Genomic DNA, 12,752 nt, shown 5'->3' on the forward strand with positions numbered 1-12,752 from the left:
TTTCAGCCTAAACAAGGCGCGACCTCTTTGTCAAACATGTTTTTAGTCGATACTATATTGGCAAGGAGGTATCCCATGTCCGCCATCGCCCTTTACGATTATCTGGAAAGGCTGACCAGCCTGATGCGTGCCTGGTCCCGCGAGCAGCCGATGGTGGCTGAGCTGCAGCCGGTGCAGTTGAGCGCGTTGCATTACCTGGCGCGTTGTAATCGCTATTCGGATACTCCGCTGGGCGTGACCGAATACCTCGGCTTGACCAAAGGCACAGTGTCGCAATCGCTCAAGGTGCTGGAAGGGCGGGGGCTGATCAGCAAGCTGCCGGATGCGCGGGATCGGCGCAGCGTTCATCTGCGGCTGACCGATGCGGGGCGCGCGCTGATCGAGGCGGTGATTCCGCCGCAGTTCCTCGAGCAGGCCGTCACGGCACTGGGCGAGAAGGGCGAACACTTGCAAGGCTTGTTGCGTGATCTTCTGGTCGTCATCCAGCGTCAGGAGGATGTGCCTGGTTTCGGCCTTTGTCGGTCCTGCCGGTTCCATCAACGGCGTGCGGGTTCGCCCTTCTGCGGTCTAACCGGGGAGCCGTTGAGCGATGCCGATGCCGAACTGATCTGCCGCGAGCACCAGGCCTGCGGCTGATCCGCGGGCAATAAAAAACCGGGCAATGGCCCGGCTTTTCGTGGGAGGGGGGATCAGCTCTTTTCGCCAGTGACGGTCTTGCCGTCGATGGTGCCTTCCTTGAGCATGATCTGGTATTCCTTGCCGTCGGTTTCCATCTGGTACAGGCGGACCAGCAGGTAGTCCCAGTCCTTGGCGAACCAGAGGATGGTCTTGCGGTTGCTCTTGCCCGGATCACGCACGCGCTCGACCTTGATCGCGTTGATCAGGCCAGCCTGGGTGCGTACCTTTTCCTCGCCGAGAACCCGGAAGTCGTAGGTATCGACATCCTCGCCCTCGATGATCTGGTAGCTCATGCTCTTCTTGCCGTCGGCAACGTCATGCTGCAGGACCAGTTGATAGGTGGACTTGTCCAGTTGACCGCGATTCAGGGGTTGCCGCACCGCATCGCCGCGGTCGCTGCCGAGCACCTGCTTCTGCGACCAGTCGAAGTCCAGTTCGATCTGCTTGCCTTTGCCCAGACCCTGGCGGGCGAAGCGGTAGGTCTGCGGCAGGAAGGTGTCGTTCTCGACCTTGAAGGTGCTGACTTCGTTGAGACTGGCCAGCAGCATGGAGGCCTCGAAGTCCAGTTGCCAGCGGCCGTCGCCGAGAGCCTTCAGGCTGCGGGAGGCGTTGCCGCTGATGGGCATCTGTTTCCAGTCGGCGGTATAGCTGGCGGTGAACGGCTTCAGCTCGAAAGCATAGGCCGGCAGGGTCAGCAGCGTCAGCAGGAACAGCATGGCTTTACGCATTGCGAATCTCCTTGGTGCGAATCTGATGGCCGGTGGCAGGCAGGGCCTGGCCATCCAGCAGGGCGCCCTGTTCGCCCAGGCGCAAGCGGCCCTCGGCGAACCAGCGCATGGCCAGCGGGTAGATCCGGTGTTCTTCCTCGTGAACCCGTCTGGCCAGGCGTTCCGGCGTATCTTGCGACTCTACCGGGATTACTGCCTGTACGACCAGTGGCCCCCCATCGAGTTCCTCCGTCACGAAGTGCACGCTGCAACCGTGTTCGCGGTCGCCGGCTTCGAGGGCGCGTTGATGGGTATGCAGCCCTTTGTGGCGCGGCAGCAACGAGGGATGGATATTCAGCAGACGCCCCTGGTAATGGCGAACGAAATCGGCGCTGAGGATGCGCATGAACCCGGCAAGGATCACCAGGTGCGGTTCATGGGCATCGATCCGTTGTGCCAGGGCCTCGTCGAAGCTTTCGCGATCGGCATAGGCCTTGTGATCGAGCACCTCGGTCTGGATGCCGGCCTGGCGTGCGCGTTCCAGGCCATAGGCGTCCGCGCGGTTGGAGATCACCGCGCGGATCCGGGCCGGCGTGGCGCCGTCCCGGAGGCTGTCGATCAGCGCCTGCAGGTTGCTGCCGGAGCCGGAAATCAGCACCACGACATTGCAGAGTTTCGGCATCAGTGGTTTTTCAGATTGTTCAGGACCACGCGCTCGGCGTCCGCGCCGCAGGTTTCGATGCGACCGATCTGCCAGGGTTGCTCGCCGGCGGCACGCAGGACTTCCAGGGCTTTCTCGGCGTCGCTCTGGGCCACGCAGATGACCATGCCGACGCCGCAGTTGAGTACGCGATGCATCTCGGTCTCGTCGACGTTGCCCTGTTCCTGCAGCCAGTCGAATACCGCCGGACGGTTCCAGCTGGCGACATCGATCACGGCCTGGGCGTTGTCCGGCAGGACGCGCGGGATGTTGTCCAGCAGGCCGCCGCCGGTAATGTGAGCCATGGCCTTGACCGCGCCGGTCTGCTTGATCAGTTGCAGCAGCGGCTTGACGTAGATGCGGGTCGGCGCCATCAGCAGGTCGGCCAGCGGCTTGCCGTCGAGTTGGACCTGCGCGATGTCGGCGCCGGAAACCTCGATGATCTTGCGGATCAGGGAGTAGCCGTTGGAGTGCGGGCCGGAGGAGGGCAGGGCGATAAGCGCGTCGCCGGCCTGGACCCTGGAGCCGTCGATGATCTCGGCCTTTTCCACGACGCCGACGCAGAAGCCGGCCAGGTCATAGTCTTCGCCTTCGTACATGCCGGGCATTTCGGCGGTCTCGCCGCCGACCAGGGAACAGCCCGCCAGTTCGCAACCGGCACCGATGCCGGTGACTACGGTGGCGGCGACGTCGACGTTGAGCTTGCCGGTGGCGTAGTAGTCGAGAAAGAACAGCGGCTCGGCGCCGCAGACCACCAGGTCGTTGACGCACATCGCCACCAGGTCCTGGCCGATGCTGTCGTGCTTGTTCAGGTTGAGCGCCAGGCGCAGCTTGGTGCCCACCCCGTCGGTGCCGGATACCAGCACCGGCTGCTTGTAGCCGGCCGGGATTTCGCAGAGGGCGCCGAAGCCGCCGAGGCCGCCCATCACTTCCGGGCGTGCGGTGCGCTTGGCCACGCCTTTGATGCGTTCCACCAGGGCTTCGCCGGCGTCGATGTCCACACCAGCGTCCTTGTAGCTCAACGAGGGTTGCTTGCTGCTCATAAATCCAGGCCTATAGGGGTAATTCGGAGATCGGCCGGCCGCCCAGGCGTGCAACGCTGTTTGCCGGTTTTGAAGGCGCGCGATTTTATCAGGCTTGCCACGCAGCGGCCATCTCGGTTGCCGCTGGACGGACTGCTGTTTAAGGTATAGGTCCACTTGCGCGGCCTTCACAGCTCGTCGCCGCCGTTCCCATCCGTTCGTCGAGAGCCCTCCATGCGCATAGCCCGACTCTTCGTTCTCTGTTTTTCCCTGCTAGGCTTGCCCGTCTTCGCGGCAACGGTCCCCAATCTCTACCAGGTCCACGAGCCGGTTTCGTCGCAGCAGCCCGGGGAGCGCGATGCCGGACTGGTGCGAGCCCTGCAGACCCTGCTGGTGCGCCTGACCGGCAATCCGCAGGCGCCGCAGAACCCGGCATTGGCGGGGTACCTGAAGGATCCGCAGCAACTGATCAGCCAGTACGCCTTCGAAAATGGTCCGCCGCTGGCGCTGGTGGTCGATTTCGATCCGACCGCCACCGGTAATGCGCTGCGGGCCGCCGGCCTGCCGAGCTGGGGCGCCAACCGGCCGGCGGTGCTGGCCTGGTGGCTGAACGAAAGCGCCGATGGCAGCTCCCTGGTCGGTGACAACCAGGCCTCGGCCGAACCGCTCAAGCGTGCGGCGCAGAACCGCGGCTTGCCGTTGCGCCTGCCTCTGGCGGATCTCGACGAACAGATCGTCGGTACCCCGGAAAACCTCACCGCCGCCCAACCCGATGCCCTGCGCGCAGCCTCTGAGCGTTATGCCGCCGATGCCTTGCTGGCAGTGGACGCCAAGGAGGCGGACGGCAAATGGCAGGCGCAATGGCGGCTGTGGATGGGCGATTCGCGAGAGCAAGGCCAGGCTGAAGGCGCTACGCCCGACGCGTTGGCAGACAGCGTGATGCTGGCTGTCGGCAACCGCCTGTCCACTCGTTTCGTTGCCACGCCGGAAGCGGCGACCGGCCTGACCCTCCAGGTCCAGGGCGCGACACTGGCACGCTATGCCGAGTTGCAACGCCTGCTCGATCCGTTCGGCGCGCGTCTGGTAGGCGTGCGGGGCGATCGCCTCGACTATTCCGTGAAGGCCAGTCCCGAGCAATTGCGTGCCCAGCTGGGCCTGGCGCAGTTGCAGGAAATCCCGGCCGACAGCGTACCGCTGGATGCCTCCGGCCAGCCCGCAGCGCCCAGCGCGGCGGTGCCGTCGTCGACCCAACTGAATTTCCGCTGGCAGTGAGTCGGCGCGCCGATCCGCTTCTATGCAACGGAGCGGGCCGGCGCGCGACCGGCCGATGCTCTGGGCAAGGAGCCTCGGCTATCGGCAAACCTTTGATTTTGCTTGCCTAGTTGCTCATTGTGCGGCCTTGCCGAGGCGTATAAACTTTGCAGCCTTTACGGTGACTCCTGCGGCGTTTTCGGATTGTCCGCCCAGCCTGGCATGAAACCTATTCAGCTTCCCCTCAGTGTGCGTCTGCGCGACGACGCCACCTTCGCCAACTACTATCCCGGTGCCAATGCCGCGGCACTGGGATATGTCGAGCGTTTGTGCGAAGCCGAGGCTGGCTGGGCGGAAAGCCTCATCTACCTCTGGGGACACGACGGCGTCGGCCGCAGCCACCTGTTGCAGGCGGCCTGCTTGCGTTTCGAGCAGTTCGAAGAGCGAACCATCTACCTGCCGATGGCCGATCTGGTGCAGTACGGCCCGGAAATCTTCGACGATCTCGAGCAGTGCGAGCTGGTCTGCATCGACGACCTGGATGTGCTGGTTGGCAAGCGAGAATGGGAAGAGGGGCTGTTCCACCTGTTCAATCGACTGCGTGATACCGGTCGGCGCCTGCTGCTGGCGGCATCGAAGTCGCCCCGGGAGCTGCAGGTCAAGCTGCCGGACCTGAAGTCCCGCCTCACCATGGCGCTGATCTTCCAGTTGCACGGTCTTTCCGACGAGGACAAGCTTCGTGCCCTGCAACTGCGGGCATCCCGTCGTGGCCTGCATCTGACCGATGAAGTCGGTCGTTTCATCCTCAACCGCGGTTCGCGCAGCATGAACTCTCTGTTCGATCTGCTGGAGCAACTGGATCGCGCTTCGCTCCAGGCTCAGCGCAAGCTGACCATTCCTTTCCTCAAGGAAACCCTCGGCTGGTAAGCGTCGACAGTCCGTCGGCGAACTCCCGCATGGCCGTGCCGCAGTCCTTGGGTTTCGCTTGCGGCAGGAAGTGACCGCCTTCTATCCGTCTCTCCATCCATGCGCCGGCAATACTGGAGCGCTGTCCGCAGGCTTCCCGGCGGTCGGCAGGGCAGGAGGGGGCTCCTGCCTTACCATCAGCGTTCCCCGGCGACCCGTCGGTCGTACTGGAATCGCCAGCGCGTATAGAGCAGCGCGGCGCAGAACAAGGTCACGCTGAGTAGCACTTCGGCCCAGCCGAACAGGCGCTGCGTGGGATCGAAGGCGGCGAGTACGCCGAGGATGAAATACAGGTTGACCACGTAGCAGGCCCAGGCATGCCCGCGCGCGCTGCCCATGAGCAGTCCGGGGGCCACCACCAGCAGCGGCAGCAGCTTGAAGGCGAGGACCAGCCAGGGCACCCAGCTCGCCGCACCATGGGCGTCCGCGTAGATCAGGTCGCGAATGAGGATGAGCAGGACCAGGCCGACGAAGCTTCCCAGGCTGATGGCGCGGCTGAGCGCCAGGCGCGGCTGCAGCCACACTACTTCGGGCAGCGGTTTGTTCTTGCGGGCCATTTCAACTCCCCAGCTTGCCGGCGGTTTCCGCCAGGCGTTTGCCCAGCGCGCGACACAGGGTCAGTTCGTGCTCATCGAGGCTGCGCTTGCCATCGGCGCCGGCGAAGTGGCTGGCGCCGTAAGGCGTGCCGCCGCCGCGGGTTTCCAGCAGGGCGGGTTCGCTGTAGGGAATGCCCAGGACCAGCATGCCGTGGTGCAGCAACGGCAACAGCATCGATAACTGAGTGGTCTCCTGGCCGCCGTGCAGGCTGGCGGTGGAGGTGAAGACCGCTGCCGGCTTGCCGACCAGGCCGCCGGTCAGCCACAGGCTACTGGTACCGTCGAGGAAGTATTTCAGCGGGGAAGCCATGTTACCGAAGCGGGTCGGGCTGCCGAGGGCCAGGCCCGCACAGTTCTTCAGGTCCTCCAGGGTTGCGTACAGCGCCCCCTCCGCGGGGATGTCCGGGGCGACCGCTTCGCATTCGGTGGATACCGCGGGAACCGTGCGTACGCGCGCCTCGAAGCCGCCCTGTTCGACGCCACGGGCGATCTGCCGGGCCATTTCCGCGGTAGCGCCATGGCGACTGTAGTACAGCACCAGGATGTAGGGACTGCTCAAGCGAGGATCTCCAGGACTCTTTCCGGAGGCCGGCCAACCACCGCCTTGTCACCCGCGACCAGCACCGGGCGCTCGATCAGCTTCGGATGCCTGGCCATTGCCTCGATGATGGCCTCTTCGCCAAGACTGGGCTCATCCAGGCCGAGGGCCTTGTATTCGTCCTCCCCGGTCCGCAGCAACTGGCGGGCGGGAATGCCGAGCTTGGCCAGGATCGCTTTCAGCTCGGCGGCGCTCGGCGGGGTTTCCAGATAGCGCACCACCTGCGGTTGCAGGCCGCGGGCTTCGAGCAGTTCGAGCGCTGCGCGGGATTTCGAGCAGCGCGGATTGTGCAACAGGATCAGTTCGCTCATGTCAGGGGTCGCATGGCCGGTGAAGTGACGGCTATTCTAACCGCCTCGTCGACCAGGACTGAACCCGTCGGCGCGAAGTACCGCCCCGAGAGGCGAAGAACCGGCGCGACTTCAAGGAGAGGGCATGCGCGAACATTTCAACGATGGGGTCGAGTTCGCTCGCTTCCTCGCTCATCGCTTCGTCACCGACAAGGCTCCCAACAGCGCGGCGGCGCTGACCTACACCACGTTGTTCGCGGTAGTGCCGATGATGACGGTGATGTTTTCCATGCTTTCGCTGATTCCGGCATTCCATGGCATGGGCGAGTCGATCCAGACTTTCATCTTTCGCAATTTCGTGCCTTCCGCTGGAGAAGCGGTGGAAACCTACCTGAAGAGTTTCACCACCCAGGCCCGGCACCTGACCTGGGTCGGGGTGGTCTTTCTGGCAGTCACCGCCTTCACCATGCTGGTGACCATCGAGAAAGCCTTCAACGAGATCTGGCGGGTTCGCCAGCCACGCCGCGGTGTCGGGCGGTTCCTCCTCTACTGGGCGATCCTCAGCCTGGGCCCATTGTTGCTGGGGGCCGGCTTCGCCGTGACCACCTACATCACTTCGCTGTCGCTGCTCCATGGCCCGGACGCGTTGCCGGGCGCGGAGACGCTGCTGGGGCTGATGCCGCTGGCGTTCAGCGTGGCGGCCTTCACCCTGCTCTATTCGGCGGTCCCGAACGCCCGGGTCCCGGTGCGCCATGCCCTGATGGGCGGCGTGTTCACGGCGGTACTGTTCGAAGCCGCGAAAACCCTGTTCGGGCTGTACGTAAGCCTGTTTCCCGGCTACCAGTTGATCTACGGTGCCTTCGCCACCGTGCCTATCTTCCTGCTGTGGATCTATCTTTCCTGGATGATCGTTCTGTTCGGCGCGGTGCTGGTCTGCAATCTCTCTTCTTCCCGTCTCTGGCGGCGGCGCTCGCTGCCCAAGCTGATCGTCCTGCTCGGCGTGCTGAGGGTGTTCCTCCAGCGCCAGCAGCTTGGACAGTCGCTGCGCCTGACCCACTTGCATCGTGCGGGTTGGCTGTTGCCCGAGGATGAGTGGGAGGAACTGCTGGACTTTCTCGAGAAGGAGCAGTTCGTCTGTCGCGCCGGCGGAGGCGAGTGGGTGCTGTGCCGGGATCTTGGCGCCTACAGTCTGCATCGCTTGCTGAATCGCTGCCCCTGGCCCATGCCTAGCCGAGAGCGCATGCCTGCGAATCTGGACGAGGCGTGGTATCCGCCGTTCCAGCAGGCCATGGAGCGCTTGCAGGTGGAGCAGGAGGCGCTGTTCGGAGAAAGCCTGGCCCACTGGCTGGCGGACGGAACCTCGGGAGCGAAGGTGACGTAAAGTGTCAGTTTGCGGCGAACGATGTGCATGAGGCGCTGCATGCTGCCGGAGGAACCCCAGCAAGCGCAGGGAAAGCGCTGTTGGCACGCTTCTGGCAAACCCTCGTGTGACAGTCGTTTCACTCCGTAGTTCCGCCGAGGTTCCCGTTCATGCTCCCAATGTCGAACAAGGTCGTCCATTTGCATCACAAGGATGAGCAGGCAGCGCTTGAGCGTTTGAACCGGATTACCGGGCTGCAGTTCAGCAGTTGGCCGGAGTCGCTGGTGCCGGCGCGCAGCGTCAGCGAACCGTCGCCTGAGAAAGCGCGGGACGAACCCCTGCTCGATCAGGTGCGCCAGGGCTGAGCGATCCGGCTCAAGCTTCGGACACCTGCTGGGACCTGTTTTCCTGCTCCACCGCTTGTACGAAGAACTCCTCCACGACCAGTCGGGAAAAGGCCGTCGCCGACTTCAGGCGTACCTGCATGTTCTCCACTTTCTGCCGTACGGGCAGGCGGGCAATGCCGGAAAGCAGGATGCGTTGCTGGCGGTCGATTCGTCCGTGATCCACCGCCACTTCGCGCTGGCGCCCGCCATCCAGATAGCTGACCACCAGTGACACCAGCAGGTCGCAGGCATCCGGAAGATGTAGCCAGGCGGCAATGTTGTAGTCCGCGACCAGGCCCTCGTGGGCTGTCAGGGTCGGGCGTGCGGCATCCACCAGGTGTGCGGGGACGCTTCCGATCAGATGGTCTTTCATAAGCAGCAGTGTGTCCGTTTAAAAGGGCTTCGGACTCGTCGCTCTCGACTTCTCCCCAAGTCGATCCTGCCGATGCCTGGGCATACGGCCGGTTGAGTCGTCGTGTCGTGTGTGGCACGCGGATTATAGGGGTGGTCCTTTGCGTCAAACTGTGCGGTTCGACGGCGATCGTCGTGACTCTTCTCGCACTTTGTGCCTTGTAGGAAGTATCGGGGCTTCTTCTTCCCATATTCGTCTCCACTCGGTTTTGCAGAGGTGGATGGCTTCCAGTAAGGTCTCGCCATAGTGCCGCGCCGGGTTGCCCTGGTCCGGCCGAAGTTTTCCTGACTCGAGAGGTTCCTGACATGGGGAGTTGGCTACGCCCGCTGGGCGCTGCTGCGGTGTTGTTTCTCGCGGGCTGTTCGGCGGATTACGGAGTCGACCAGGACGGGCGTCCTGTCGCTGCGGAGCAGTTGGACGGGCATTGGCTGGTGGTCAACTACTGGGCTGACTGGTGCGCGCCCTGCCGGACCGAGATTCCGGAGATGAATCGCCTTGCGCAGGTGCTGGAAGGGCAGGGCGGGCGCGTCATTGGCGTGAATTTCGATGGCCTGCGCGATGCCGAGTTGAAGAAGTCGGCCGATGGCATGGGGATTCGCTTCACCGTGCTGGCCGATGATCCGGCGCCTCGCTTCAAGCTCCCTCGCAGCGAAGCGTTGCCCGTCACCTATATCGTCGATGCTCGGGGGGAAATGCGTCAGCGTCTGCTGGGCGAGCAGACGGCCGATGGCATATTGAAACAGCTCGAGGCTTTGCGGGAGGGACGCTGATGGCGAGGATCTGCTTGCATGCCTATGTCGGCGGCCGGGTACAGGGCGTCGGTTTCCGTCAGGCGACCCGGGAAGAGGCTGATCGCCTCGAACTCGACGGTTGGGTGCGAAACCTGGATGACGGGCGTGTCGAAGTCGTCTGGGAGGGTGAGGAGGACCGGGCGAAAGCCCTGGAGCGATGGCTGGGGCGGGGCCCGCGGCACGCGGAGGTCTCTGCGGTCGAGGTCGAGCAAATGCCGCTGCAGGGGATCGCTGGCTTCGTCGTCCGTCGCTGACGAGGCGAGTTCGCCGTCAGGGCGTCTCGCCAGGGTCCGCGGCCAGGCGACCGGCATCCCGGAGCAGGGCATGCATGAACTGCTGCTGCAGTTCGGGGTCGTTGCGCGTGAGCTCGATCAGGCTCTGTTCCAGTTCGCTGGCTTCTTCTTCCAGGCCCAGCTCCGCGAGGCGTTTCACCCGATGGACCCAGTGGTGGACGTCATCGCCTTCCAGGTCGTCATAGATCAGGGCGTGAGCTTCCAGGAGCTTGCCGCGCAGGCTGCGGCTGACGCGGAGGCTGGCATCGGCGCGGGTACCATCCTGTGGGTCGCTCACCGAAAGGTGTATCTGCGAGATGCGGCTGATGTCCTGTTCGGCGAAGGGGCTGTCGAGCAGGTTGAGGCGCAGCACGCCATGACGGTCGGTAAGCAGTTCGTTGAGTTCCTTGCCGGAACTGACCAGGACCGGACGCTCCGCCCAGGGCAGGCTGGAGTATTCCAGGCGCTTGTCGCGCTGTTTCTCGTCGATGCTCGCGAGATTCTGTTCGGCGCGACCGTTGGATTCCACGTTCATGAACGGATTCACCCCGGCCAGTCCGTAGTTGATCCAGCCGTGGGTGATGTTGTCCGGTACGCTGCCGAAGGTCACCACGTTGACGATGTTCGCTCCGACGCCGGCCACCAGCGCCACCGCGCCCAACGGGATCTCGTAGATCTCCCGCCAGGCCTGGTACGGCGTATAGCGGTCGTAACGGCGCGTCACCTCGAACTCGGTGACCTCGAAGGACTTCTGGTCGTTGATCCGGACCCGGCGCTGCGGCAGTTCGAGCACATCGGGCTGGCCGACATCGACTTGCAGGGTGTGTTCGAGCAGCTTCCGCTCGACGCGCTCCTCATGCTCGCTACGCTGCGGCAACTGGTTGGCGCAGCCGCTCAGCAGAAGGCCGCCGCACAGGGCGGCGGCGAATAGGCGCAGGGGTCTTCCGGTGGGCATCGTTACGCTCAGCGGCTGAGTTTTTCGGTGATGAACGACATCAGTTCGCCGATCGGCAGGTTCTGCGACTCGCTGTCGCGGCGGCCCTTGTATTCCAGGACGCCTTCGCTGAGGCCGCGGTCGCTGATCACGATGCGGTGGGGAATGCCGATCAGCTCCATGTCGGCGAACTTCACCCCGGGGCTGGTCTTCTTGTCGCGATCGTCCAGCAGCACTTCGAAACCGGCTGCGGTCAGCTCGGCATAGAGCTTGTCGGTCGCCTGCTTGACGCTCTCGGTTTCGTACTTCAGCGGTACCAGGGCGATCTGGAACGGCGCCAGTGCGCTTGGCCAGAGAATGCCGCGCTCGTCATGGTTCTGCTCGATGGCGGCGGCGACCACGCGGGATACGCCGATGCCGTAGCAGCCCATGATCAGGTTGACCGGCTTGCCCTGTTCGCTCAGGACGCTCAGCTTCATCGCTTCGCTGTACTTGGTGCCAAGCTGGAAGATATGACCGACCTCGATGCCGCGCTTGATCACCAGGGTGCCCTTGCCGTCCGGGCTGGGGTCGCCTTCGACGACATTGCGCAGGTCGGCGACCTCGGGCAGCGGCAGGTCGCGCTCCCAGTTCACGCCGAAGTAGTGCTTGTCCTCGATGTTGGCGCCAGCGGCGAAATCGCTCATCAGGGCGACGGAGCGGTCGACGATGCAGGCGATCGGCAGGTTGACCGGGCCCAGCGAGCCGGGGCCGGCGCCGATGGCGGCACGGATCTCGGCCTCCGAAGCGAATACCAGCGGGCTGGCGACCAGCGGCTGGTTGGCGGCCTTGATTTCGTTGAGCTCGTGATCACCGCGGACGATCAGGGCGACCAGGGTGCCTTCTTCGGCGCCATGCACCACCAGGGTCTTGATGGTTTTCTCGATCGGTAGCTGGAAGCCGTCCACCAGGGCCGCGATGGTCTTGGTGTTGGGCGTGTCGACCAGGCGCATGTCCTCGGTGGCGCTGCCGCGGGCGCTCTCGCGCGGCACGGCTTCGGCCTTCTCGATGTTCGCGGCGTAGTCGGAGCTGTCGCTGAAGACGATATCGTCCTCGCCGGAGTTGGCCAGCACGTGGAACTCATGGGAGCCGCTGCCGCCGATGGAGCCGTTGTCGGCTTGCACGGGACGGAAATCCAGGCCGAGGCGGGAGAAGATCTTGCTGTACGCCTGGTACATCCCGTCGTAGGTCTGCTGCAGCGAGTCCTGGCTCAGGTGGAAGGAATAGGCGTCCTTCATGATGAATTCGCGTCCGCGCATCAGGCCGAAGCGCGGGCGGATTTCATCGCGGAACTTGGTCTGGATCTGATAGAAGTTGATCGGCAGTTGCTTGTAGCTGTTCAGCTCGTTGCGCGCGAGGTCGGTGATCACTTCTTCGTGGGTCGGGCCTACGCAGAATTCGCGCTCGTGGCGGTCCTTCAGGCGCAGCAGCTCAGGGCCGTATTGCTCCCAGCGCCCCGACTCCTGCCACAGCTCGGCCGGCTGCACCGCCGGCATCAGCACTTCCAGGGCGCCGGCAGCGTTCATTTCCTCGCGTACGATGGTCTCGACCTTGCGCAGTACCCGCAGGCCCATTGGCAGCCAGGTGTAGAGACCCGAGGCCAGGCGACGGATCATGCCGGCGCGAAGCAGCAGTTGATGGCTGATTACCACCGCGTCGGCGGGGGTTTCTTTGAGCGTGGAAAGCAGATACTGACTGGTACGCATCTTTGGCCGTTATGTCGGTTGTATCAGGAGGAATGGCTGGGCAT

General features: G+C 64.0%; 16 protein-coding genes. 7 read left to right on the plus strand and 9 right to left on the minus strand.

Features of this window, described 5'->3' with window-relative positions; translation table 11 throughout:
• Positions 1-75 precede the first annotated feature (75 nt).
• Positions 76-636, plus strand: coding sequence for a MarR family winged helix-turn-helix transcriptional regulator (locus tag FHW81_RS12980; RefSeq protein WP_121412809.1), 561 nt, complete (start codon positions 76-78; stop codon positions 634-636).
• 53 nt (positions 637-689) lie between these two features.
• On the opposite strand, the gene FHW81_RS12985 is transcribed toward FHW81_RS12980, so the two are convergent.
• The 3 genes from FHW81_RS12985 to purM are packed head-to-tail and all read right to left on the minus strand — an operon-like array spanning position 690 to position 3,128.
• Positions 690-1,406, minus strand: coding sequence for a DUF3108 domain-containing protein (locus tag FHW81_RS12985; RefSeq protein ID WP_003086061.1), 717 nt, complete (start codon positions 1,404-1,406; stop codon positions 690-692).
• A complete protein-coding gene (gene purN / locus FHW81_RS12990) occupies positions 1,399-2,067 on the minus strand; it encodes a phosphoribosylglycinamide formyltransferase (protein WP_003112584.1) in 669 nt (222 codons plus the stop codon). The genes FHW81_RS12985 and purN overlap by 8 nt, the downstream gene beginning before the upstream one ends.
• Entirely contained in the window at positions 2,067-3,128 is a 1,062-nt protein-coding gene (gene purM / locus FHW81_RS12995; protein ID WP_003112583.1) for a phosphoribosylformylglycinamidine cyclo-ligase, read from the minus strand. The genes purN and purM overlap by 1 nt, the downstream gene beginning before the upstream one ends.
• Positions 3,129-3,341: 213 nt before the next feature.
• Here purM and FHW81_RS13000 point away from each other — a divergent pair, with 213 nt between their 5' ends.
• Together FHW81_RS13000 and hda are read left to right on the plus strand one after the other, a co-directional pair.
• Positions 3,342-4,379: a DUF2066 domain-containing protein gene (locus FHW81_RS13000; RefSeq protein ID WP_003112582.1), complete on the plus strand. Its 1,038-nt coding sequence runs from the start codon at positions 3,342-3,344 to the stop codon at positions 4,377-4,379.
• Positions 4,380-4,580: 201 nt separating this feature from the next.
• Complete coding sequence (gene hda, locus FHW81_RS13005; protein ID WP_003102398.1) at positions 4,581-5,285, plus strand: DnaA regulatory inactivator Hda; 705 nt, start codon at positions 4,581-4,583, stop codon at positions 5,283-5,285.
• A 176-nt stretch (positions 5,286-5,461) separates the two neighbouring features.
• Here hda and FHW81_RS13010 read toward each other — a convergent pair whose 3' ends face one another.
• From FHW81_RS13010 to arsC, 3 genes are read right to left on the minus strand one after another with little or no spacing between them, the layout of a single operon-like run.
• A complete protein-coding gene (locus FHW81_RS13010) occupies positions 5,462-5,881 on the minus strand; it encodes a DUF2069 domain-containing protein (RefSeq protein WP_003102396.1) in 420 nt (139 codons plus the stop codon).
• A gap of 1 nt (position 5,882) precedes the next feature.
• Positions 5,883-6,479, minus strand: coding sequence for an NAD(P)H:quinone oxidoreductase (gene wrbA / locus FHW81_RS13015; protein WP_003102394.1), 597 nt, complete (start codon positions 6,477-6,479; stop codon positions 5,883-5,885).
• Complete coding sequence (gene arsC / locus FHW81_RS13020) at positions 6,476-6,829, minus strand: arsenate reductase (glutaredoxin) (protein ID WP_003112580.1); 354 nt, start codon at positions 6,827-6,829, stop codon at positions 6,476-6,478. Before arsC ends, wrbA begins: the two co-directional genes overlap by 4 nt.
• A 124-nt stretch (positions 6,830-6,953) precedes the next feature.
• Between arsC and FHW81_RS13025 the strand changes: the two genes are divergently transcribed.
• A complete protein-coding gene (locus FHW81_RS13025) occupies positions 6,954-8,189 on the plus strand; it encodes a YihY family inner membrane protein (RefSeq protein ID WP_016561606.1) in 1,236 nt (411 codons plus the stop codon).
• Positions 8,190-8,347: 158 nt separating this feature from the next.
• Positions 8,348-8,533: a hypothetical protein gene (locus FHW81_RS13030; RefSeq protein ID WP_003112577.1), complete on the plus strand. Its 186-nt coding sequence runs from the start codon at positions 8,348-8,350 to the stop codon at positions 8,531-8,533.
• A gap of 10 nt (positions 8,534-8,543) precedes the next feature.
• Here FHW81_RS13030 and FHW81_RS13035 read toward each other — a convergent pair whose 3' ends face one another.
• A complete protein-coding gene (locus FHW81_RS13035) occupies positions 8,544-8,927 on the minus strand; it encodes a hypothetical protein (protein WP_003109947.1) in 384 nt (127 codons plus the stop codon).
• A gap of 344 nt (positions 8,928-9,271) precedes the next feature.
• Here FHW81_RS13035 and FHW81_RS13040 point away from each other — a divergent pair, with 344 nt between their 5' ends.
• Positions 9,272-9,736, plus strand: coding sequence for a TlpA disulfide reductase family protein (locus FHW81_RS13040; protein WP_003102387.1), 465 nt, complete (start codon positions 9,272-9,274; stop codon positions 9,734-9,736).
• Entirely contained in the window at positions 9,736-10,011 is a 276-nt protein-coding gene (locus FHW81_RS13045; protein WP_003102385.1) for an acylphosphatase, read from the plus strand. The genes FHW81_RS13040 and FHW81_RS13045 overlap by 1 nt, the downstream gene beginning before the upstream one ends.
• A gap of 16 nt (positions 10,012-10,027) precedes the next feature.
• On the opposite strand, the gene FHW81_RS13050 is transcribed toward FHW81_RS13045, so the two are convergent.
• Together FHW81_RS13050 and FHW81_RS13055 are read right to left on the minus strand one after the other, a co-directional pair.
• Complete coding sequence (locus tag FHW81_RS13050) at positions 10,028-10,984, minus strand: hypothetical protein (RefSeq protein ID WP_003102379.1); 957 nt, start codon at positions 10,982-10,984, stop codon at positions 10,028-10,030.
• Positions 10,985-10,992: 8 nt separating this feature from the next.
• The gene (locus FHW81_RS13055) at positions 10,993-12,708 is read right to left on the minus strand and encodes a proline--tRNA ligase (RefSeq protein ID WP_003102377.1); all 1,716 of its coding nucleotides are present in this window, start codon (positions 12,706-12,708) and stop codon (positions 10,993-10,995) included.
• Positions 12,709-12,752: the final 44 nt, after the last annotated feature.

Origin of the sequence: Pseudomonas sp. RC10-4-2, from assembly GCF_050433085.1 — a bacterium.
In the GTDB taxonomy this organism is placed as follows: Bacteria; Pseudomonadota; Gammaproteobacteria; order Pseudomonadales; family Pseudomonadaceae; genus Pseudomonas; species Pseudomonas aeruginosa.

What these genes read in the sequence shown, in the direction of transcription:
- FHW81_RS12980 (WP_121412809.1), top strand. Translation starts at nt 76, where the DNA reads ATGTCCGCCATCGCCCTTTACGATTATCTGGAAAGGCTGACCAGCCTG.
- FHW81_RS12985 (WP_003086061.1), bottom strand. Translation starts at nt 1,406, where the DNA reads ATGCGTAAAGCCATGCTGTTCCTGCTGACGCTGCTGACCCTGCCGGCC.
- purN (WP_003112584.1), bottom strand. Translation starts at nt 2,067, where the DNA reads ATGCCGAAACTCTGCAATGTCGTGGTGCTGATTTCCGGCTCCGGCAGC.
- purM (WP_003112583.1), bottom strand. Translation starts at nt 3,128, where the DNA reads ATGAGCAGCAAGCAACCCTCGTTGAGCTACAAGGACGCTGGTGTGGAC.
- FHW81_RS13000 (WP_003112582.1), top strand. Translation starts at nt 3,342, where the DNA reads ATGCGCATAGCCCGACTCTTCGTTCTCTGTTTTTCCCTGCTAGGCTTG.
- hda (WP_003102398.1), top strand. Translation starts at nt 4,581, where the DNA reads ATGAAACCTATTCAGCTTCCCCTCAGTGTGCGTCTGCGCGACGACGCC.
- FHW81_RS13010 (WP_003102396.1), bottom strand. Translation starts at nt 5,881, where the DNA reads ATGGCCCGCAAGAACAAACCGCTGCCCGAAGTAGTGTGGCTGCAGCCG.
- arsC (WP_003112580.1), bottom strand. Translation starts at nt 6,829, where the DNA reads ATGAGCGAACTGATCCTGTTGCACAATCCGCGCTGCTCGAAATCCCGC.
- FHW81_RS13025 (WP_016561606.1), top strand. Translation starts at nt 6,954, where the DNA reads ATGCGCGAACATTTCAACGATGGGGTCGAGTTCGCTCGCTTCCTCGCT.
- FHW81_RS13030 (WP_003112577.1), top strand. Translation starts at nt 8,348, where the DNA reads ATGTCGAACAAGGTCGTCCATTTGCATCACAAGGATGAGCAGGCAGCG.
- FHW81_RS13035 (WP_003109947.1), bottom strand. Translation starts at nt 8,927, where the DNA reads ATGAAAGACCATCTGATCGGAAGCGTCCCCGCACACCTGGTGGATGCC.
- FHW81_RS13040 (WP_003102387.1), top strand. Translation starts at nt 9,272, where the DNA reads ATGGGGAGTTGGCTACGCCCGCTGGGCGCTGCTGCGGTGTTGTTTCTC.
- FHW81_RS13045 (WP_003102385.1), top strand. Translation starts at nt 9,736, where the DNA reads ATGGCGAGGATCTGCTTGCATGCCTATGTCGGCGGCCGGGTACAGGGC.
- FHW81_RS13050 (WP_003102379.1), bottom strand. Translation starts at nt 10,984, where the DNA reads ATGCCCACCGGAAGACCCCTGCGCCTATTCGCCGCCGCCCTGTGCGGC.
- FHW81_RS13055 (WP_003102377.1), bottom strand. Translation starts at nt 12,708, where the DNA reads ATGCGTACCAGTCAGTATCTGCTTTCCACGCTCAAAGAAACCCCCGCC.